This is a genomic window from Sphingobium agrisoli, assembly GCF_041877245.1.
Taxonomy (GTDB): domain Bacteria; phylum Pseudomonadota; class Alphaproteobacteria; order Sphingomonadales; family Sphingomonadaceae; genus Sphingobium.
This window is the reverse complement of record NZ_JBHDJI010000001.1, coordinates 542,419-561,109: the sequence shown is the minus strand read 5'-3', so window position 1 is coordinate 561,109 and position 18,691 is coordinate 542,419. Positions and strand designations below refer to the sequence as shown.

The 18,691-nt window shown below is 63.4% G+C and carries 22 protein-coding genes; 15 read left to right on the top strand and 7 right to left on the bottom strand.

Annotation, left to right across the window (positions count from 1 at the left end):
• Positions 1-69 precede the first annotated feature (69 nt).
• A complete protein-coding gene (locus ACETPF_RS02670) occupies positions 70-267 on the top strand; it encodes a hypothetical protein (protein ID WP_373932717.1) in 198 nt (65 codons plus the stop codon).
• A gap of 18 nt (positions 268-285) precedes the next feature.
• On the opposite strand, the gene ACETPF_RS02665 is transcribed toward ACETPF_RS02670, so the two are convergent.
• On the bottom strand, positions 286-1,596 hold the full coding sequence (locus ACETPF_RS02665; protein ID WP_373932716.1) for an MFS transporter: 1,311 nt from the start codon (positions 1,594-1,596) through the stop codon (positions 286-288).
• Positions 1,597-1,728: 132 nt separating this feature from the next.
• Between ACETPF_RS02665 and pgsA the strand changes: the two genes are divergently transcribed.
• The 3 genes from pgsA to ACETPF_RS02650 are packed head-to-tail and all read left to right on the top strand — an operon-like array spanning position 1,729 to position 3,006.
• A complete protein-coding gene (pgsA, locus tag ACETPF_RS02660) occupies positions 1,729-2,307 on the top strand; it encodes a CDP-diacylglycerol--glycerol-3-phosphate 3-phosphatidyltransferase (protein ID WP_373933049.1) in 579 nt (192 codons plus the stop codon).
• A gap of 4 nt (positions 2,308-2,311) precedes the next feature.
• Positions 2,312-2,566 (top strand): molybdopterin converting factor subunit 1, encoded by a 255-nt coding sequence (gene moaD / locus ACETPF_RS02655; protein ID WP_373932715.1) that lies wholly within the window; start codon positions 2,312-2,314, stop codon positions 2,564-2,566.
• Positions 2,563-3,006, top strand: a complete 444-nt coding sequence (locus ACETPF_RS02650) for a molybdenum cofactor biosynthesis protein MoaE (RefSeq protein WP_373932714.1) — start codon at positions 2,563-2,565, stop codon at positions 3,004-3,006. The genes moaD and ACETPF_RS02650 overlap by 4 nt, the downstream gene beginning before the upstream one ends.
• Here ACETPF_RS02650 and ACETPF_RS02645 read toward each other — a convergent pair.
• Positions 3,003-3,932: a hydrogen peroxide-inducible genes activator gene (locus ACETPF_RS02645; protein WP_373932713.1), complete on the bottom strand. Its 930-nt coding sequence runs from the start codon at positions 3,930-3,932 to the stop codon at positions 3,003-3,005. The two genes, ACETPF_RS02650 and ACETPF_RS02645, sit on opposite strands and share 4 nt — an antisense overlap.
• A gap of 39 nt (positions 3,933-3,971) precedes the next feature.
• Positions 3,972-4,745 carry a sulfite exporter TauE/SafE family protein gene (locus ACETPF_RS02640; protein WP_373932712.1) on the bottom strand — a complete coding sequence of 258 codons (774 nt, stop codon included), beginning with the start codon at positions 4,743-4,745 and terminating at the stop codon, positions 3,972-3,974.
• A gap of 172 nt (positions 4,746-4,917) precedes the next feature.
• On the opposite strand from ACETPF_RS02640, the gene epsC reads away from it, so the two are divergent.
• From epsC to ACETPF_RS02625, 3 genes are read left to right on the top strand one after another with little or no spacing between them, the layout of a single operon-like run.
• On the top strand, positions 4,918-5,631 hold the full coding sequence (gene epsC / locus ACETPF_RS02635) for a serine O-acetyltransferase EpsC (protein WP_373932710.1): 714 nt from the start codon (positions 4,918-4,920) through the stop codon (positions 5,629-5,631).
• Positions 5,631-5,981 carry a DUF2794 domain-containing protein gene (locus tag ACETPF_RS02630; RefSeq protein ID WP_373932709.1) on the top strand — a complete coding sequence of 117 codons (351 nt, stop codon included), beginning with the start codon at positions 5,631-5,633 and terminating at the stop codon, positions 5,979-5,981. Before epsC ends, ACETPF_RS02630 begins: the two co-directional genes overlap by 1 nt.
• 22 nt (positions 5,982-6,003) lie before the next feature.
• Positions 6,004-6,363 (top strand): YciI family protein, encoded by a 360-nt coding sequence (locus ACETPF_RS02625; protein ID WP_373932708.1) that lies wholly within the window; start codon positions 6,004-6,006, stop codon positions 6,361-6,363.
• Positions 6,364-6,375: 12 nt separating this feature from the next.
• Here ACETPF_RS02625 and ACETPF_RS02620 read toward each other — a convergent pair whose 3' ends face one another.
• Together ACETPF_RS02620 and ACETPF_RS02615 are read right to left on the bottom strand one after the other, a co-directional pair.
• On the bottom strand, positions 6,376-7,050 hold the full coding sequence (locus tag ACETPF_RS02620; protein ID WP_373932707.1) for a glutathione S-transferase: 675 nt from the start codon (positions 7,048-7,050) through the stop codon (positions 6,376-6,378).
• A 55-nt stretch (positions 7,051-7,105) separates the two neighbouring features.
• Positions 7,106-7,993 (bottom strand): LysR family transcriptional regulator, encoded by an 888-nt coding sequence (locus ACETPF_RS02615; RefSeq protein ID WP_373932706.1) that lies wholly within the window; start codon positions 7,991-7,993, stop codon positions 7,106-7,108.
• Positions 7,994-8,080: 87 nt separating this feature from the next.
• Between ACETPF_RS02615 and ACETPF_RS02610 the strand changes: the two genes are divergently transcribed.
• The 8 genes from ACETPF_RS02610 (at position 8,081) to ACETPF_RS02575 (ending at position 16,205) form a co-directional block, all read left to right on the top strand.
• Positions 8,081-8,791, top strand: a complete 711-nt coding sequence (locus ACETPF_RS02610; protein WP_373932705.1) for a CoA transferase subunit A — start codon at positions 8,081-8,083, stop codon at positions 8,789-8,791.
• A 68-nt stretch (positions 8,792-8,859) separates the two neighbouring features.
• Positions 8,860-9,495, top strand: a complete 636-nt coding sequence (locus tag ACETPF_RS02605; RefSeq protein ID WP_373932704.1) for a CoA transferase subunit B — start codon at positions 8,860-8,862, stop codon at positions 9,493-9,495.
• A 10-nt stretch (positions 9,496-9,505) separates the two neighbouring features.
• On the top strand, positions 9,506-9,946 hold the full coding sequence (locus ACETPF_RS02600; protein WP_373932703.1) for an HIT family protein: 441 nt from the start codon (positions 9,506-9,508) through the stop codon (positions 9,944-9,946).
• A gap of 42 nt (positions 9,947-9,988) precedes the next feature.
• A complete protein-coding gene (locus ACETPF_RS02595; RefSeq protein ID WP_373932702.1) occupies positions 9,989-11,284 on the top strand; it encodes a glycosyltransferase family 4 protein in 1,296 nt (431 codons plus the stop codon).
• A 97-nt stretch (positions 11,285-11,381) separates the two neighbouring features.
• Positions 11,382-12,872 (top strand): capsular polysaccharide export protein, LipB/KpsS family, encoded by a 1,491-nt coding sequence (locus ACETPF_RS02590; protein ID WP_373932701.1) that lies wholly within the window; start codon positions 11,382-11,384, stop codon positions 12,870-12,872.
• Positions 12,865-14,142 (top strand): capsule polysaccharide biogenesis protein, encoded by a 1,278-nt coding sequence (locus ACETPF_RS02585; protein ID WP_373932700.1) that lies wholly within the window; start codon positions 12,865-12,867, stop codon positions 14,140-14,142. The genes ACETPF_RS02590 and ACETPF_RS02585 overlap by 8 nt, the downstream gene beginning before the upstream one ends.
• Positions 14,143-14,184: 42 nt before the next feature.
• The gene (locus tag ACETPF_RS02580; protein ID WP_373932699.1) at positions 14,185-14,889 is read left to right on the top strand and encodes an ABC transporter ATP-binding protein; all 705 of its coding nucleotides are present in this window, start codon (positions 14,185-14,187) and stop codon (positions 14,887-14,889) included.
• A gap of 224 nt (positions 14,890-15,113) precedes the next feature.
• Entirely contained in the window at positions 15,114-16,205 is a 1,092-nt protein-coding gene (locus ACETPF_RS02575) for a WcbI family polysaccharide biosynthesis putative acetyltransferase (RefSeq protein WP_373932698.1), read from the top strand.
• 34 nt (positions 16,206-16,239) lie between these two features.
• Here ACETPF_RS02575 and ACETPF_RS02570 read toward each other — a convergent pair whose 3' ends face one another.
• Both ACETPF_RS02570 and ACETPF_RS02565 read right to left on the bottom strand, forming a co-directional pair.
• Complete coding sequence (locus ACETPF_RS02570) at positions 16,240-17,472, bottom strand: hypothetical protein (protein ID WP_373932697.1); 1,233 nt, start codon at positions 17,470-17,472, stop codon at positions 16,240-16,242.
• Entirely contained in the window at positions 17,472-18,530 is a 1,059-nt protein-coding gene (locus tag ACETPF_RS02565) for a polysaccharide pyruvyl transferase family protein (protein WP_373932696.1), read from the bottom strand. Before ACETPF_RS02565 ends, ACETPF_RS02570 begins: the two co-directional genes overlap by 1 nt.
• Positions 18,531-18,691: the final 161 nt, after the last annotated feature.

The window sequence follows — 18,691 nt, the reverse complement described above, 5'->3', positions numbered from 1 at the left end:
GCGGGACAGCGGAATTTTAACCAGATTCGGCAGTGGTCCAGATGGTAAATTTTGCGTTAACCCATTGCTATGCGAACCCGTCCCCTTGTTCTCACGACCGAATCGGCCCGCCACCCCTTCCGCCAGCGGCTGCCCGCCCATGTCCTGCGCGTGATCGACGACAAGGCGCAGCCAAAGCGCCGGGTCCGTGACGACGACAGCGACTGGAAGCTGTTCGCGCTGAGCTTCTGCGCCTTTTTCACGGCCTTCTACAGCTTCATCTTCTGACCAGCGCTGCGCCACGAATCAGTGGCAGATCGGGCCGTCGCACGCCTTGTGCAGCTTCCACGCTAGCGCTGCACAGGGGAGCGAGAGGATGGCGACAAGCAGCAACTGCATCACCACCGAAACGCCCGCCATGCTGAGCCCGATCGCGCAGAGCGATCCGGCCACCATCGCGCCGGAATTGACGATATTGTTGGCCGCAACGGTGCGCGCCGCCTCGCATTTTTCGACCGTGGTAGTGAGGAAGGCGTAGAGCGGCACCACGAACATGCCGCCGAAGGTCGCTACACCCAGCAGGCAGAGTGAAAGTGGTACGGCAAGCGGGTGCGCGAGGAAACCGGTTAGCGAGAGCATCTGCCCATCGGGCGCCGGCGTCCAGAGATCGCAAACGATGTGAAAGGCGACGATGCAGAGGCCCATGCCGATTACCGAGGCGGGTGCATATTTGGCCGAGACATGCCCCTGAAGCAGGCGATTGATGGCGATCGAGCCGATCGCGATACCGATCGAGAAGATGGCGAGAAACAGGCTGGCGACCGGCTTGTCGGCGGTCAGCACATTCTTAACGAGCGGCGGAAACTGTATGAAGAGGATCGAGCCGACCGCCCAGAAGAGGCTGATCGACATGATCGCCAGGAACAGCCGGCGGATGTGCATCGTGCCGCGCACCAGCGCGATCGACGAGCGGATGATATGGAAATCGATTGGCTGGCTTTCCAGCAAGGAGGGTGCGGGGGGCACTTCGCGCCCGGCGACATAGCCGATCAGGGCCGTCACGATGATGCCGACCGCCGCAGCCTCGATCGGGATCAGGCCGGCGAGGATCGTGCCGGCGAGGATCGCGATATAGGTGCCCGCTTCGACCAGGCCGGTGCCGCCCAGCACTTCATCGTCATGCAGATGCTGGGGCAGAATCGCGTATTTGATCGGGCCAAAGAAGGTCGAGTGGATGCCCATGGCGAAGAGCGCGGCGAGCAGTAGGGGAATCGCGAGCGTGTGGACGGCGACGCCGCTCCAGATAAGGGCGAGGCCAGCCGCGCCCACGGCCATGATCCCGATTTCGGCCGCCTTGACCCAACGGATGATGACCGCCTTGTCGCGCTGGTCCGCCAATTGCCCCGACAAAGCGGACAGCAGGAAGAAGGGCAGGATGAAGAGGCCAGTCGCCAGCGCCGAAAACCAGGTTTCGGATTTTTCGTCGTTATAGACCTGATACACGACGAACAGGACCATCGCATTCTTGAACAGATTGTCGTTGAACGCGCCCAGCAACTGGGTGACGAACAAGGGCAGAAAACGGCGCTTGTTCAAGAGCCTGAGAGAGGCTTGCATGTGAAGGGGGGTCTTCTTTTCCGTTGCCGACCGGGGCGCGGTCTAGCGCCTGGCGCGGTTGCTGTCCAATGCCAAGCGCCACGCGCGATGCGCTCGCTTGTGCCGCGTGCCCGACTGTGGCAGGTGCCGGCCATGCTGACGCTGCCCAATGTGCTGACGCTTTCGCGCATCCTGACGGTGCCGCTGCTGGTCGCTTTGTTGTGGCCGGAGGAGATGGCGAGCGGCGGGCAGGGCGCGCGCTGGACCACCGGCTATGCGCTGGCTTTCGCCCTCTACTGCCTGATGGGCGTGACCGACTATTTCGACGGCTATCTGGCGCGGGCGCAGGGGACGGTGTCGAAGCTCGGCATTTTCCTGGATCCCATCGCTGACAAGATCATGGTGGGTGCGGTCATATTGATGCTGGCCGCGACGCGAGACATTGCCGGGCTGCATGTGGTCGCGGCCATGATCATCCTGCTGCGCGAGATCGCGGTGTCGGGCCTGCGTGAGTTTCTGGCCGGATTGCAGGTGTCGGTGCCGGTGTCGCGGCTCGCGAAGTGGAAGACGACCTTTCAGATCATCGCGCTCGGCGCGCTGATCCTGGCGGGGGCGGTGCCGCAATTCCCCTTCGTGCAGATGGTGGGCGTCGTGACCTTGTGGGCGGCGGCGATCCTGACGCTGGTGACGGGCTGGGATTATCTGCGCGTCGGCATCAAGCATATGGACTGACTCGATGCTTACCGTGGTGTATTTCGCCTGGGTGCGGGAGGGCGTGGGCTGCGACGAGGAGCAGGTTGAGCGGCCGGCTCCAGGCGCGACGGTCGCTGACCTCATCGCCGTGCTCGCTGCGCGGGGCGGCGGCTATGCCGACGCGCTGGGCGATCCGGCGCGGCTGCGCGCGGCGATCGACCAGCGTTTCGTGCCGCTCGACACGGCGGTCGGCGATGCCCGGGAAGTCGCGATCTTTCCGCCGGTGACGGGCGGATGAAGCGCATCTCTGTGCAGGCGCAGGATTTCGACGTCGCGGTGGAACTGGCGGCGCTGGAGGTGCTGGGCGGCGGCGGGGTGGCGAGCTTTACCGGCGTGGTGCGGGGCGAAGGCGGCCTCGTCGCGTTGGAACTGGAGCAATATCCGGCAATGACGCAGGCCCAGGTCGGGCGGATCGTCGAGGAAGCGTGGGGCCGCTGGCCGCTGCTGGGGGTGAGCGTGATCCACCGCTTCGGGCGACTGGAGCCGGGGGCGCGGATCGTTTTCGTCGGCACTGCATCGCGCCACCGCACGGCGGCGCTGGAAAGCTGTGCCTTCCTTATCGACTGGCTGAAATCGGAAGCGCCCTTCTGGAAGAAAGAGCATTTCGAGGGCGGTGCGACGGCGTGGGTGGAAGCGCGGGCCGAAGATGTCGCGAAGGCGAAGGGCTGGAGCGACTAGGCCGCTTCGGGTAGGCGGCAGCTGGTCTGGGCGGCGTCGCGGAGGATGCCGGCGAGCAGGCGGAATTCCTTTTCGCGGGGGCTGTTGCGACGCCAGACCAGCGCGATTTCGCGCGAGGCGCGGTCGGATTCGACCGGGCGGGCGGTGATCCTTGTATGTTCCAATATGCCGCTCGCTATCGCCATTTCCGGGATCATGGTGACGCCCAGGCCATTGTCGACCATCTGAATCAGGGTGTGGAGCGAGGTGCCCATCATCGTCGTGCTGGCGCGCAGATCCGGGCGGTTGCAGGCGGCGAGCGCATGATCCTTGAGGCAATGGCCGTCCTCCAGCAGAAGGAGCTTGCTCTCGTCGATCATGCCCGGCTCGATCCAATCGGGCGGATTGCTGGGCTCGTCATGGGGGAAGGCGACGTAGAGCCGGTCCTGGAACAGAATTTCGCTGTCCATTTCGCCCATCGGGAAGGGCAGAGCCAGCAGCACACAGTCGACATGGCCGTGCCGCAGCGATTCGATCGCCGCCTGGCTGGTTTCTTCGCGCAGATAGAGTTTGAGTTCGGGGCGTTCGGCGCGCAGCCGGGGCAGGAGGCGGGGCAGCAGGAAGGGGGCGATGGTCGGGATGACGCTCATCCGCAACTCGCCAGTGAGCGGTTTGTTAGAGGCTTCGGCGATGGCGGCGAGTTCCTCCGCCTCGCGCAGGACGCGGTGCGCCTTTTCCACGATGCGGTCGCCCAAGGCCGTGAAGCGGACCACGCGGCGGGTGCGTTCGACCAGGGTAACGCCGATCAGCGACTCCAGTTCGCGGATGCCGGCGGAAAGGGTCGACTGGGTCACGAAGCAACTGTCCGCCGCTTTGCCGAAATGGCCCTGCTCCTTAAGCGCGACCAGATATTGGAGCTGCTTCAGCGTGGGCAGATAGCTGGACATTCATCGGCTCCCTCGATCAGAAAGCCAAGTATAAGCGCCTCAGCCGATATATCCAAGATATTTGGCAACGCCGAACAGCGAGGTCAGGGTCAGCACGATACCCACCGCCGAAAAGAGGATGCGGGAAGCAACATGGCGGGCGAGCATCGCCCCGAGCGGCGCGGCGACGACCCCGCCGATCAGCAGGCCGATCGTATAAGTGGTGAAATTCTGCCAGCCCAGATGGATGAGGAAGGTCAGGCTGACCGCGCTGGTCAGCACGAATTCGACCGTGTTGACCGTGCCGATCGTGTGGCGCGGGCTCGACCCCTGTAGCAGCAGGTTGGACGTGACGATCGGGCCCCAACCGCCGCCGCCGGTCGCGTCCATGAACCCGCCGACAAGGCCGAGCGGCGCGACCAATTTGGGATCGCGCTGCTTGGGCGGCAAATGAAACCCACGCCAGACCAAATAGATGCCGATCAGCGCAAGATAGGTGAGGATGAAGGGTTTGAGGATGCTGCTGTCGATGTTGGAGAGCAAGTAAGCGCCGGCGACGCCGCCAATGACACCGGGGACGATCAGCCTGGCGAACAGACGCCAGTCGACATTGCGATGCAGGATGTGGCTGATTGCCGAAACGCCCGTGGTGAAGGTTTCGGCCAGATGGACACTGGCTGATGCGCGACTGGGTGGAACGCCCATTGTGAGCAGCAGCGTGCTGGAAATGACGCCATAGGCCATGCCCAGCGCACCGTCGATCATCTGAGCGCCGAAACCAATAAGGATGAAGGGCCAGATATCGCCGAAATGGGCGATGAACGTGTCGATCATGCGATACCCTTCATATACATTGTCTATCGCCTTGATTGAATTAATGTTGCGCGCCAAGCAAGTTTCTGTTTCGCCCTGCGAAGCGCAATTAGCGCCTCGACTGGAAAAAGCGGAGCGTTCCTATTATATGCGGGCCCGGACAAGAGAATATCCGCTGGTCAGGGACGTCGGAATGGTTCGCAGCCTCATTGCCTATCTGGATTCGGTTAAGGCGCGCGATCCCGCGCCCCGGTCCCGCGCGGAAATCTTGCTCTATCCCGGCGTCTGGTCGCTTGCCTTCCATCGGGTGGCGCACCGGCTCTATCGCGCGCGGCTCTTCTTCCTGGCGCGGGCGGTCAACCATTTTTCACGCTTTCTGACTGGCAACGATATCCATCCCGGCGCCAAGATCGGCAAGCGCTTCTTCATCGACCACGGCTTTGCCGTGATCGGCGAGACGGCGGAGATCGGTGACGATGTGACGCTCTATCAGAATGTGACGCTGGGAGGCACCGATCCGGCCAACGGCATTGCGGGGAAGCGGCATCCGACCCTTCATGACGGCGTGATCGTAGGGTCGGGCGCGCAGGTGCTTGGGCCCATCCAGGTCGGCGCGCGCGCGCGGGTGGGCGCGAATGCCGTGGTGACCAAGGATGTGGCGGACGGCGCGACCATGGTCGGCATCCCGGCGCGGCCGATGCTGGTCGATGTCACCGCATATCAGCGCGATTTCATGCCCTACGGCACGCCCTGCACCGATTGCTTCGATCCCGAAAAGCAGAAGCTGGAACTGCTCCAGTGCGAGGTCGAGCGGTTGCAGCAGCGGCTGGCAGCGCTGCTGGTCGAGCGCGAGCAGGTGCCGGCACAGCCTGAACTCGCCCTAGTGCAGGAGCGCGGCCGGGCCTGATGTCCAATGTGACGCCGTTTCCTCATGCCGCGACGGGAACGACAGCGGGACAGGTCGGGTTCGACCGGCTGGAATTGCAGAAGATCATGGACCTATACGGCCGGATGGTGTCGGCCGGCCATTGGCGCGACTATGCGATGGACATGGGGCGCGAGGCCGCCGTCTTCAGCGCGTTCCGCCGGTCGGCCGAGCGGCCCGAATACCGGATCGAGAAGCGCCCGTCGCTGCGCCACCGGCAGGGCATGTGGGCGCTGGTCGGCGAAAGCGGACAGGTGCTGAAGCGCGGCCAGGAATTGCAGGGCGTGCTTGCCCCGGTCGAGCGCAAGCTGCTGCGGATCGTCGAGGATTGAGGGGCAGCAAGGGAGCCGGGTCATGCGCGTGATGGTGTTGGTCAAGGCGACGCAGGACAGCGAGGCCGGCTTCATGCCGTCGCCCGAGAGCGAGGCGATGATGGCGGCGATGGGCCACTATAATGATGCCCTGCGCGAGGCCGGCATATTCGTGATGGCGGACGGGCTCCAGCCGTCTTCGGCGGGCAAGCGGATCGCGTTCGATGGCGATGCCCGCGCCGTAACCGATGGGCCGTTCAGCAATCCGAACGAACTGGTCGCCGGCTTCTGGATCTGGGAGGTCGAGGATATGGAGGAAGCGATCGCCTGGGCGAAGCGCTGCCCCAATCCGATGCCGGGGCCCAGCGAGATCGAGATACGGCCTTTCTACGATTTCGGCTGAGGAGGCGGCGTTTCAGGCCGTCTGCGGCGGCCCTTCGAACCGGTCGATCACCCAATCCTCCGCCTGCGCGCCGCCGATCCATTCCTGCATCCAGGGATGAGCGATGACCGCGCGCATATAGGCCTCAGCGAAACGGGCGACAGGAAGCTGATAGGTGATGAAGCGGGTGACGATCGGTGCGAACATGATGTCGGCCGCGCCGAACTCTCCGAACAGAAATTCGCCGCCGCCGCCGTAGCGGGCGCGAGCTTGCGCCCAGAGCACCATGATACGGCCGATATCCTGCGCCGCGGATTCGGATGGCGGGACGGCAGGGAAAATCTGCCGGATGTTCATGCTGTGCTCGCGGCGGAGCGCGGCGAAGCTGCTGTGCATTTCGGCCGCCATCGACCGCGCCATGGCGCGCGCCGCCGGATCGGCGGGCCAGAAGAGGTTCCCGCCGCTTTTCTCGTTCAGATATTCGACGATGGCGAGGCTGTCCCACACGACGATGTCGTCGCCGTCCCACAGGATCGGCACCTTGCCCGATGAGGGCGCGAATTCGTCGCCCTCGCGCCGTTTCTCCCACGCCTCGTCATAGAGGGGGACGACCACCTCCTCGAAGGGCAGGCCAGAGAGCTTGCACGCCAGCCAGCCGCGCAGCGACCAGCTGGAATAGGCCTTGTTGCCGATAAAGAGCTTCATCATGGCGCGCCTTGTAAACGGGGCTGTCGGACCGAGTCGAGAGGAGGGCGGGCAAAATTCAGTCGAGCGCCGGCGCCGGATCGATCTGAAGCCCGGCGGTCCGACGGAACAGCTCTAGCACCAAAGGCTCCTGCTCGCGGGCGCGGATCGCGGCCTCGAAATGAAGGACTCGCTCAGGCGGGGGCAGGATTTCGACCAGTTGTCCGGAAGCTATCTCCGCCCGGACCATGGTTTCCGGCAGCAGCGCCGCGCCACCGCCGTCCGCCACGATCGCAATCAGCGCGCGCACATTGTCGCAACTGTTGATCGATCGCGCCGCGACGCCGTGCCGCGCGAGATCCTCGTGCATCGCGGCGTTGATGGGCGACGGATCGGGCAGCGACCAGACCGGGAGGGGGTGCGCGAAGCCGCCGGCCTGCGCCACTCGCCGCCCCGCAACCCAGGCGAGACCGACCGAACCGATCGGCTGGGTGCGGATGTTGGGGCTGGCGACGGGGCCGGCAAGGAAGACGAGGTCGCGCGCACCGCCGAGCAGCCGCTGGAGCATCCGGGCGGTCAAATCCAGTTCCACTTCCATCGACACGCCGGGCAGGTCGCGCTCTACCGCCTGAATGAAGGCGGGGAGACAACTGGCGGTGGCGATCTCGCCTGCTGCGATGCGGATCATACCGCTCGCTCCGGCAAAATCGCTGACTTCGAGCAATGTCTGTTCAAGGCCCGTCCAGAGCGGCTCGCACGCTTCGATCAGCAGGCGGCCGCGCGCCGTCAGCACCATGCGGCGGCCTTCACGGCGGAACAGGCTGATGCCCAGCTGACCTTCAACCTCGCGAACGCGGGCGGATATGGCCGGTTGGGTGGTGTTGAGCCGCTCCGCCGCTGCCTGGAAGGTGCCGAGCCGGGCGATCCAGGTCAGGGTTTCAAAATGGTAGAGGGCGATGCGTTTCATAAGAGCTGATTATCATAAACGATAAAAAACAATCGCTATTCCTGATCTTATTTTCTGTCTAGCATGGCGCGCGAAGGAGAGAAGCGGATGGCGAAAAAGCTCTACCCCGACGCGCAGGCGGCGCTCGACGGAATTTTGCGGGACGGCATGCTGATCGCTGCGGGCGGCTTTGGCCTATGCGGGATTCCCGAGCGTCTGCTCGACGCCGTGCGCGACAGCGGGGTCAAGGATCTGACCTTCGCCTCCAACAATGCCGGCATCGACAATGAAGGCATCGGCAAGCTGCTGCGCACGAAGCAGGTTCGCAAGATGATCTCCTCCTATGTCGGCGAGAATAAGGAATTCGAGCGGCAATATCTGGCCGGCGAGCTGGAGGTGGAATTCTGCCCCCAGGGGACGCTGGCGGAGCGGATGCGCGCCGGCGGGGCGGGGATACCGGGTTTCTACACCAAGACCGGCGTCGGCACCCAGGTGGCCGAGGGCAAGGAGGTCAAGACTTTCGACGGGCAGGACTATATTCTCGAACGCGGCATCTTTGCGGACCTCAGTCTGGTCAAGGCGTGGAAAGCGGACGAGAGCGGAAATATCGTGTTCCGCAAAACTGCGCGCAACTTCAATGTGCCGGCGGCGACCTGCGGGAAAATCTGCGTGGTCGAGGTTGAGGAGGTGGTGCCGGTGGGCACGCTCGATCCCGACGCGATCCACCTGCCGGGCGTTTATGTCCAGCGCATGATCGTCGGCAGCCCCTATGAGAAGAAGATCGAATTCCGCACCGTGAGGCAGCGGGAAGCTGCGTGAAGCGCGGCTTCGTCGGTATATTTCCCGCTGACAAGCGCAGGGGCCCCCCGCGCAAGGAGAGAAGTGACATGGCTTGGACTCGTGACGAGATGGCCGCGCGGGCGGCGAAGGAATTGCAGGACGGCTTCTATGTAAACCTCGGCATCGGCATCCCCACGCTGGTGGCGAACCATATCCCCGCCGGGGTCGAAGTGACGCTTCAGTCCGAGAACGGGATGCTGGGGATCGGGCCGTTCCCCTATGAGGGGGAGGAAGACGCCGACCTGATCAATGCGGGCAAGCAGACGATCAGCGAACTGCCGCAATCGGCCTATTTCAGTTCGGCCGACAGCTTCGCCATGATCCGCGGCGGGCATATCGACCTGACGGTCCTGGGCGCGATGGAAGTGGCGGAGAATGGCGACATCGCCAACTGGATGATCCCCGGCAAGATGATCAAGGGGATGGGCGGAGCGATGGACCTGGTTGCCGGGGTCAAGAAGATCATCGTCGTGATGGAACATAATGCCAAGGACGGCAGCCCCAAGTTCATCCCCGCCTGCACCCTTCCGCTGACAGGCAAGAATGTGGTCGACATGATCATCACCGACATCGCCGTGTTTCAACGGCCCGACCATGCGAGCCCCTTCCGCCTGATCGAGACCGCTCCGGGCGTGACGGCGCAGGAAGTGGCTGCTAAGACGACGGCCCATTATCTGAGCTGAAGGGCGGTCCATGAGCCTCGATGGAGTATATGACGAGGGCAATGTCTTCGCCCTCATCCTTGCGGGCAAGATTCCGTCGACCCGGCTTTATGAGGACGAGAACACGCTCTCCTTCCTCGACATCATGCCGCAGACCCGTGGGCATGCTCTCGTCATTTCCAAATGGTCGAAAGCGCGCAACCTGCTGGAGATCGAGGAAGACGCGCTGGCGCAGGTGATGGCGACGACCAGGAAGGTCGCGGCCGCGATTCGACGGGCGCTCGACCCCGACGGCATCCAGATCGCCCAGTTCAACGGCGCGCCGGCCGGGCAGACGATCTTCCACCTCCATGTCCATGTCCTCCCCCGCTGGGAGGGTGACCCCAAGGGATTTGCCGCGCATGGAGAGGGCGGCATGGCCGATCCCGCCGCGCTCCAGGCGCTGGCCGACGAGATACGCACGCATTTCTGATGCCCCTTTCCTTTGCCGCCGGGCTGTGGGACAGGGAATGAAATGGCTTTGCGACCTTTCCAAGCACCCGGCGCGCGGCTGGCGCTGAAAACCAAGCGTGCAAGCCCGCAATTCCAGGGCGGCCGGGGCGAAAGCGAAGTCATTCTGGACCTCTCGCGGCTGCTGTCGCGCTCCTTCCATCCTGCGCCGACCGGGATCGACCGGGTGGAATATATCTATGCCCGCGAGCTGCTGGAGCGGATTCCTGATCGGCTCTGCTTCGCGGCGGTGCATCCGGCGGGCGGCTATTATGGGCGGCTGAGCACGGCGGCGGTCCGTCAGTTCCTGGCCTTCACCGCCGCCAAATGGCGCAGCGCGCAAACGACGCAGGCGGGCGAGGGCAAGGCTGCGGTGATCCGCCACATGTTCGCTACGCGCCCGCGCCCGGTGCCGCGCCCGATCCGGCCGCGCGTCTATCTTCAGGTGTCGCCCCACCATCTCGACAACCCTGAGCAGGTCGGCGCGATCCTGCGGGCGGAGGGCGCTCGGTTCGTGACGCTGGTGCATGATGTCATCCCCTTGAGCCATCCCGAATATGCCCGGCCGCAGGGGGCGGCGGAGCATCGTCGGCGGGTGCGGACGATCGACAGCTTTGCGAGCGGGATCATAGGCAACAGTCAGGCGACAATCGACGCGCTCGCACCGCATCTGCGCCGGGGGCTGGACGGGCGTGCCGTTCGGGTCGCGCATTTCGGAGCCGACGCGCCCGACATTTTCGGCACGAAGGGAGAGGACATCCCGGAACGCCCCTATTTCGTCTATATTTCGACCATCGAACCGCGCAAGAACCATCTGCTGCTGCTCAATCTGTGGCGGCGGCTGGTCGAGCGGCTGGGCGACGCCGCGCCGGTGCTGGTGCTGATCGGACGGCGCGGCTGGGAAAACGAGAATGTCATCGACATGCTCGACCGCGCCGAGGCGCTGCGCGGGCATGTGATCGAGGCGGGCGAAGTGTCCGACAACCGGATGCAGGCGCTGGTCGCCCATGCCCGCGCGATGCTGATGCCCTCCTTTGCAGAAGGGTTCGGCATGCCGGTGGTTGAAGCGCTGGCGGCGGGGGTGCCGGTCATATGCAGCGACATTTCCGCCCATCGCGAGGTTGGCGGCGACGCGCCCGATTATCTCGATCCGCTCGACGGGCTGGGCTGGATGCGGCTGATCGAAGCCTATAGCCGCGCCGAGGGGGCAGAGCGGGCGGCGCAATTGCGGCGTATCTCTGCCTGGCGGGCGCCGACCTGGCGCAATTATTTCGATATCGTCACCGATCTGATCGAAGACGTGACAGCGTCTGTTCCTTGACCTGCCCATCTAATCGCCACATTGGGAATGGGGCAGCAGAGGAAGTAACGATGGCCGGCGATGCCCAGCGCGCGAAAGTCAGAGTGGCTGGTTGACCATGGTTGCGCTGCCGTTCCTGCGGTCTCCACCTTTTCCCGGCATCGCCCCTGCGGTCGCGGCGATCAGCTCGCCGCTGGAGGATGGGGCCGAGCGTACGGCCATAGAAGACGCGCTGATCGACCGCATCGCGCGCGAGCGGGTGGGGGGTGCGTTTTGGAGCGAGGCCGACCCATGGGCGATCGCAGCCGCTTTGCCAAGCGTGCGGGCTGGACCGGACGAGGAGCTGGCGTGGGTCGCCGCGCTGATGGGAGTGCCGGTGATCGGCCCGGACGATGCGCCGATCGACCCCGCATTCTTGCGCGAGGCACTTCACGCGCGGCTCGCGGCGGCACGCTACCGTGACTGCTTTACCGGCGCGCCGGTCGATGCGGCGCGGGCGGTGGCGCAACTGGCCGAGTGGCGGCGGCATCTGGACGGCAATCGCGGCATTGCGGCGGCGAGCGGCATGGCCTTCTGGAAGCGGGAGGCGATGCGCCGCTTCCTTTGGGACGGGCGACGAAGCCCGCCCTTTCTCGCCGCATCGCGGGGCGTGCGGCAGGCGGCGCGGTCGGACGGCGCGCTCGCCATCTGGCCCTCGCGCGTGCCCGTCGATCTGACCGCGCAGGCTGCCCAGGCCGGCGTGCCGATTACGCGGGTCGAGGACGGATTCATCCGTTCACAGGGGCTGGGCGCGGCGCTCCATCCGCCTGGCTCGGTGGTGGTGGATCGCAGCGGCATCTATTATGACGCGCGCAGCCCGAGCGACCTCGAAACGTTGCTCGCGACGGCTGATTTCCGCGACGAGTTGATCGACCGCGCGCGGAACCTGCGCGCGCGCCTGTGCGCCACCGGCGTCACCAAATATGGGCGGGAAGCCGGGCGGATGATGGATTTGCCGACGGGGCGGCGCACCGTGCTCGCGGTCGGACAGGTCGAGGATGATCTGTCGGTGCTGATGGGCGGGGCGGGGGTCACCGGCAATCTCGACTTCCTGATGCGCGTTCGGGCGGCCGAGCCCAATGCCTGGATCGTCTATCGACCGCATCCGGACGTGCAAGCGGGGCATCGCAAGGGGCACCTTTCCGAGGCAACGGTGCTGGCCCATGCCGACGCGATCGACAGCGGATCGCCCCTGATGGCACTGGTGCAGGCGGTGGATGACGTTCATGTCCTCTCGTCGCTCACCGGCTTCGAGGCTTTGATGCGGGGCCGTCCGGTGACCGTGCATGGCATGCCCTTCTACGCCGACTGGGGGTTGACCCGAGACCTTGGCGCGACGACCGGACGGCGTGGCCGCGCATTAACCCTAGATCAGCTTGTCGCAGGCGCACTCATTCTCTATCCTCGCTATGTCGATCCGGTAACGCGGCTGCCCTGTGGCCCGGAACTGATGGTGGACCGCATGGCAGCGGGATCGACGCCGCCGGTGACATGGCTCATCCGGCTGCGGATGTTGCAAGGGAAGCTACGCCGTTTGATGACCCTGGCCGCTGAGTATCTGAATGGCTGACGCGCCTGCCAGGACATTCCTGTTTCTTCAGGGACCGCACGGTCCCTATTTCGCGATGCTGGCCGACGCTCTGCGCGCGCGCGGTCATCGGGCGCTGCGGATCAACATCAATGGCGGCGACAAGCTGGACTGGCCGGGGGAAGGCGCGACCGATTATCGCGGCAGCTTCCGCAACTGGCCGCTCTTCTTCGACGATTTCATCGTCAACCACGGTGTCACCGACCTCATCCTCTATGGCGATTGCCGGCCCTACCATACGTCGGCGCATGGCATGGCGCGGTTGCGCGACCTGCATGTGCATGTGATGGAAGAAGGCTATATCCGGCCTGACTTCCTGACGTTGCAGGATGATGGCGTGAATGGCAATTCGACCCTGCCACTGGACCCGCGCTATTATTGGGAGCAGGCGGCCGGCCTTCCGCAACAGGATGAGGCGCTGCCGCCCGTGCCCTCTACCTTCCGTGCCCGCGCCCGCAACACGATGCGGAATGGCCTCGCTTCGGCGATGCTGCGGCCTCTTTTCCCCTTTTACCGCACCCACCGGCCGCACAGCTTCATCATGGAATCACTCGCCTGGACATGGAAGCTGGTGCGGCGGCAACGGGACTTGCGCTATGCGCTGGCCGAATGGGACCGGATCGGCGGGCGGCCCTTCTTTGCGCTGCCGCTCCAGCTCAATTCGGACTATCAGATCCGCGTCCATTCGCCCTTCGGCAATATGCGTGCGGCGCTGCGCTTCGTCATTAAGAGCTTCGCTCGCCACGCCCCGCCCGATGTCGCGTTGGTGGTGAAGCGCCATCCGCTCGATCCGGGGTTGGTTGCGTGGGAGAGGCTGACGCGACGGCTCGCCCGGGATTACGGGGTGGAGGACCGGGTCATCTATCTTGCCGACTGGGATATTGCCGAGGTCGTCGCGAAATCGCTGGGCGTGGTGACGGTCAACAGCACGGTCGGCACACTGGCGCTCAACAGCGGCAAAGCGGTGCAGGTGCTTGGCCATGCGGTCTACAAGGTGCCCGGGATCGTGGATACAGGCGGACTGGATCGCTTCTGGTCGGCGCCGGCGCCGCCCGATATGGCGCTCTACTCTGCCTTTCGCCGCGTGCTGGTGGACAAATGCCTGATCCGGGGCGGACTGTTGTCGGAGGAGGGGCTGGATATGCTGGTTCGGAACGCGGCGGATCGGTTGCTCGCTTCCCGCAAGACAGGGGCGGTCGTACCGCTATTGCTCGAAGCGCCGCTTTGGACAGCGCGTGATGACGCCGCCTGACCTTCGCTTGCAAAGCCTCTCCGCTGCTCTAGGTTGCCGGCGATGATTCGGTTCGACAATGTCAGCAAGGTCTACGAAGGACGGGGACTGCACAATCTCGTTCTGTTCGACCTGAATTTCACCATTCCCAAGGGTATCAGCCTCGGCATCTGCGGGGCTAACGGCGCGGGCAAATCGACCCTGATGCGGCTGATCGCCGGCGCGGAATCACCGACCACCGGCCGGGTAACCCGGACGATCTCGACATCCTGGCCACTCGGCTATACCAGCGCGTTCCAGTCGAGCCTGAGCGGCGCGGACAATACCCGCTTCATCGCCCGCATTTATGGCAAGGATGTCAAAGAGCTCCAGGACTTCGTCCAGGATTTTGCGGAACTTGGGCCGTATTTCCGCCAGCCCATCAACACCTATTCGGCGGGTATGGTCGCCCGACTGGCGTTCGCCATTTCGCTCGCGATCCGGTTCGAATGCTATTTGATCGACGAGATCACGGCGGCAGGCGACGAGCGATTCAGGGTGAAGTCGGAAAGCGCGTTGCAGGAAAGGCGAGCCGAGTCCACGCTCATCATGACCAGCCATGTGCCTGAAACACTTCGCGCTTATTGCGAATATGGTGCGGTGCTATTCAACGGCTCGCTGACATTTTACGATACTATCGACGAAGCGATCGACGTGCACCTCTATTATCAACACGCCTCGCGACATGATCGCGCCGTGGCTGGTATGAGCGACGTCGAAGGAGCCTGAGAGCTTACCGATCGACGGTAAACTGTGTTTTCCAGGATGACGAACCATCCGGCATGGATTATGGGCCTCGGATGGAAGGTGTCAGAACCATGACAGGATAGAAGGTGCGGTTGATCTGGCTGAGAGAATGGCCGATCTATTCCGCTGATGCGGTGCGAGGGTTGCTACACGGGGAGAAGTGTGCCGCAGCACCTGAACATATTTGCTGATGGATGAAGAATGCGATGAGCGAACAAAATTCCGTAGAGGATGAAACAGCCGAACCGACCTTTACCATCCATGATATCATCTGGGCGTCGCGCTATTATCTCGGGCATGAACTCAAGGATGCCAACATCTCGCCGGATCTTCTGGCGGATTGCGAAACCCCGCAGGATCTGCGTGACAGGCTCTATGGCGAGGCATTGCGTCGCAAATGGCCGATAACTGCGCCAATGCCCGCCAAGTTCACCATGTATCGTCCTGGTGCGAAGCGTATTTTGGTGTTGGGCAACTGCCAAGGCCCCAACCTTGCGCGCGCTTTGAGCGCCATGACCGATGCTTCGGTGTTTGGCGTTGAAGTGATGCTGTATCCCAAGGATCCTGACTATTTCGAGGAAGCTATCGACGGCGCGGACCTGATCGTTGCCCCCCGACTAGGGGATGACTGGGGCAGTATCGGCACGCAGGCGTTGCTGGCGCGGCGGCCCAATGATGTGGTCACCTACTCCCTGCTATATTTCGACGGGCTGCAACCAGACATGACATATTGGGGAGTGCGCCAGGACCGCGTGCAATCCCCTTTCGGCGATTATCATTCCAAGATCATCTTGCGGTCCTTTTTCAAGGGCTATTCGGTTGAACGCTGCCTTCAGGAGTTCAATGAGGATATCTTTGGCGAACTCGGTTTTTGGGACGCTGCGGAAAAGTCGCTCGCGGAAATGCGCGCGCGCGAGGTAGATACCGACATACACTGCGCCGATTTTCTGGAAGAAGCGATGCTTAAAGAGCCCTGCTTCTACACGATGAACCATCCTCGCCAGACGATGTTCACGCATTTGGCTTTCGCAGTATGCGAATATTTCGGACTCAAGACGTTCGGCACGCCGCTCTATGGATATAACGCGCTGTCCGGCGATGTGATATGGCCGGTATATCGCGAGATTGCCAAGCGGCATCGCTGTTGGTTCATGGACGACCAGCGCTACTGGCGTGCGTCGCACGTCATGACCCGCGAGGAATTTGTGTGGCGCAGTTACAAAATCTACGGCAGCGCTGATCGCGACGTCTTTTGGGAAATGGCGCCCGCGAACCATCAGGCAGCCTTGAAAATCTGAACGCGGCCGCCCGCTTACGGGGGGAGCTGCTGCCTTAGACCAGGCGAAACGTTACGGCGGCGGTAGCCACGATCGCGAGGATCAATGCTGCGCCGCCGGCCAGCCAGGCGGCGCGCTCCCAGCTGAAGCCGGCGCTGCCATGACCGTGTTGAAGCGCCAGTTCCGCGCGCGCCTTGTCGAGCGCCGCCGAGGTCATCTGCTGCTTGAGCTTCATATTTTCGTGCAGATGTTTCAGCAGTCGACGTTCGGAAACATGAAATGCCTCAAAATTGGGAAGAAGTTCGATGGCGCGCCGGATCGATATGAGGGCTTCCTCGCGCTGATTGGAAATCTCTTCAAACCACGCCTGGGCTGCCCAGCCGTGCGGATTGCCATGGTCGCGATTGACGACGGTCGCCATGAAGGTCGCGGCCGCTTTGGGATTACCGCCTTCGCTGACTGCTTGGCAGTAGGTGATCCCCGTCGGAATGCGTTTCTCAAGATCAAAGGACCGCTTCAGTAGTACCTCGGCAGTGCGGAAATGGCGCTTTCGCAACGCGGCATTCCCCAGCGTGTACAATGCGGTGGGAGAGAATTTCCGGTGCTGGCGATAATGAAGGTTGGCGTCGAATTCCTCATTTTCGGCCAGCGCTGCCATTAGCGCCAAGATGGTGCCGCTCTCCTCCACCGAAAAGCGCGCAGGTACACCGGCGCGAGGTAGGCGGAATGTCCTGGCTCGCGGGAATTTCGCTACAGCAGCGTCATGATTGGCCGCCTCTGCTGCTTCGTGAGGGTCGTATAGCAGGCTGATATCCGCCTGTACCGGCCCCGCTAGCGTGCAGTCGAGCGACATGTTCGGAGACAGAGCAACTATCCTGACGCCTTCAAACGGCGCAAAAAGGCGCAATGCCGCCGTAGCCGCGTCTTCCGACCCCAATATGATGCGGCTGGCATACGCAGGTAACGCATCGCTGACTTTTGCCAGGGTTTCCGGGTCCAGATCGGCATAGCCAATATTGGTGACCTGCTTGATCGCCAGCACGTCGAACCCGGCCGCAGTCAGTTGCTGCTCCAGATAACCGAACCCGTTCACGTCGGATAGCCAGGGCGGGGCTAATGTGATTGCCAGGCGTGGACTCTGCTTGGCGGAACTGCGGATATGTTCGATCAGGCTCGATCCATTCTGATACAGGATCGAGCGGCTGTGCTGCTGCGTCGCTATCTTGGTCTTGCCTCCGGCTCGGCCGGGAGCAAGCAATTGCTGCGCAATGATCTTGTTGGCAGACATCACGCCGCCTTCGCTTTGTTCCGTTCGTTGTCGTCCCTGCGTAGGGCAGCCACGTCATGCTGGAACTGGATGCCGGTGATGGCGGGGTGCTGCCAGATGGTTTCGCCCGGCCGGGCGACCACGGGGGTGCCCTGGACGGGGAAGGCGTTCATTAGTGCTTCCTCGTCGATGGTGACCGGCTTCCAGTGCCGGTCGATCGCCGCCATGACCGCCGCCCAATCGCTTTCCTCGTCGCGGGGCTGAACATACATGGGCAAGCGCGTGCGGCCGATGCCGGTATAAAGGTCACGGATGCGAAGATCGAGCCATTCCGCGCCGAGCGGCTCGACGCGGAAGCCGCTGCCCGGCTCGGTTCCGCGCGGCGCGAAATAAAGACAGGGGATGCCGTAGCTTTCCGCCACCACCATGCCGTGAAGGCTGGTCGAGACGATGCGCTTGCACGAGAGAAGCTCGTCGGTCTTGTCCTTCAGTCCCTCCGCATCGATGCGGGTCAGCGTGTTGATGATGCGGATCTTTGAGCGGTATTCTTCGGGAATGCGGGCTCGCACCACATGCTCGGCCGCACCGGCGTCGAGCGCACGGCCGTCCAACTCGGACAGATGCAGGATGACGCCAAGCTCATGCGTCTTTTCCACCTCCGGCCTGTAAAAGCGGGGAAGCAGCCACACTGGATCGCCGAACGCTGTATCCGGGCCGCCGCCAAGCAGCTTCTTGGACCAGCGGCCGCGTGTCGCGGTCACGGTAACCTTGGTGCCGGGCGAGAACTGAAAGGGCACACGATCCGCCTCGGGCGCACTGGGGTTCTTCCATTTGGAGCTGCCGGTGCCCCAGAAGAATATGGTGCCATCGTCGAAGCCATGGCCGATCGTGCCGACCGCGCCGAGCCGAACCGACTGGGATTTGGTCGGCACGCGCCGGATCGGCAGGCCCGACATCAGAGCGACCATCACCGGGCTGAGCGCGTCGCCCCAGTTCAGATAGTCCATATCGGTGGTGGCGCCCGCCCAGGCTAAGGGAATAGCGCCTTCCTGATCGACGACCTGCTGCAGTTCGTTCAAAATCTTGTCTCCATGCCCTTGCTGGCGCCGCGCGCCACGTTCGCGAATACTGCACGTCTCTGGCGGGAATTGTCCCGCGCCAGCCATAAGCGAGAAAAATGGGCAAAGCTAGAGCGGTTGCCCGGTCGGAGGCTGGGGAAACCACTTGCCGTCGAGCGCTG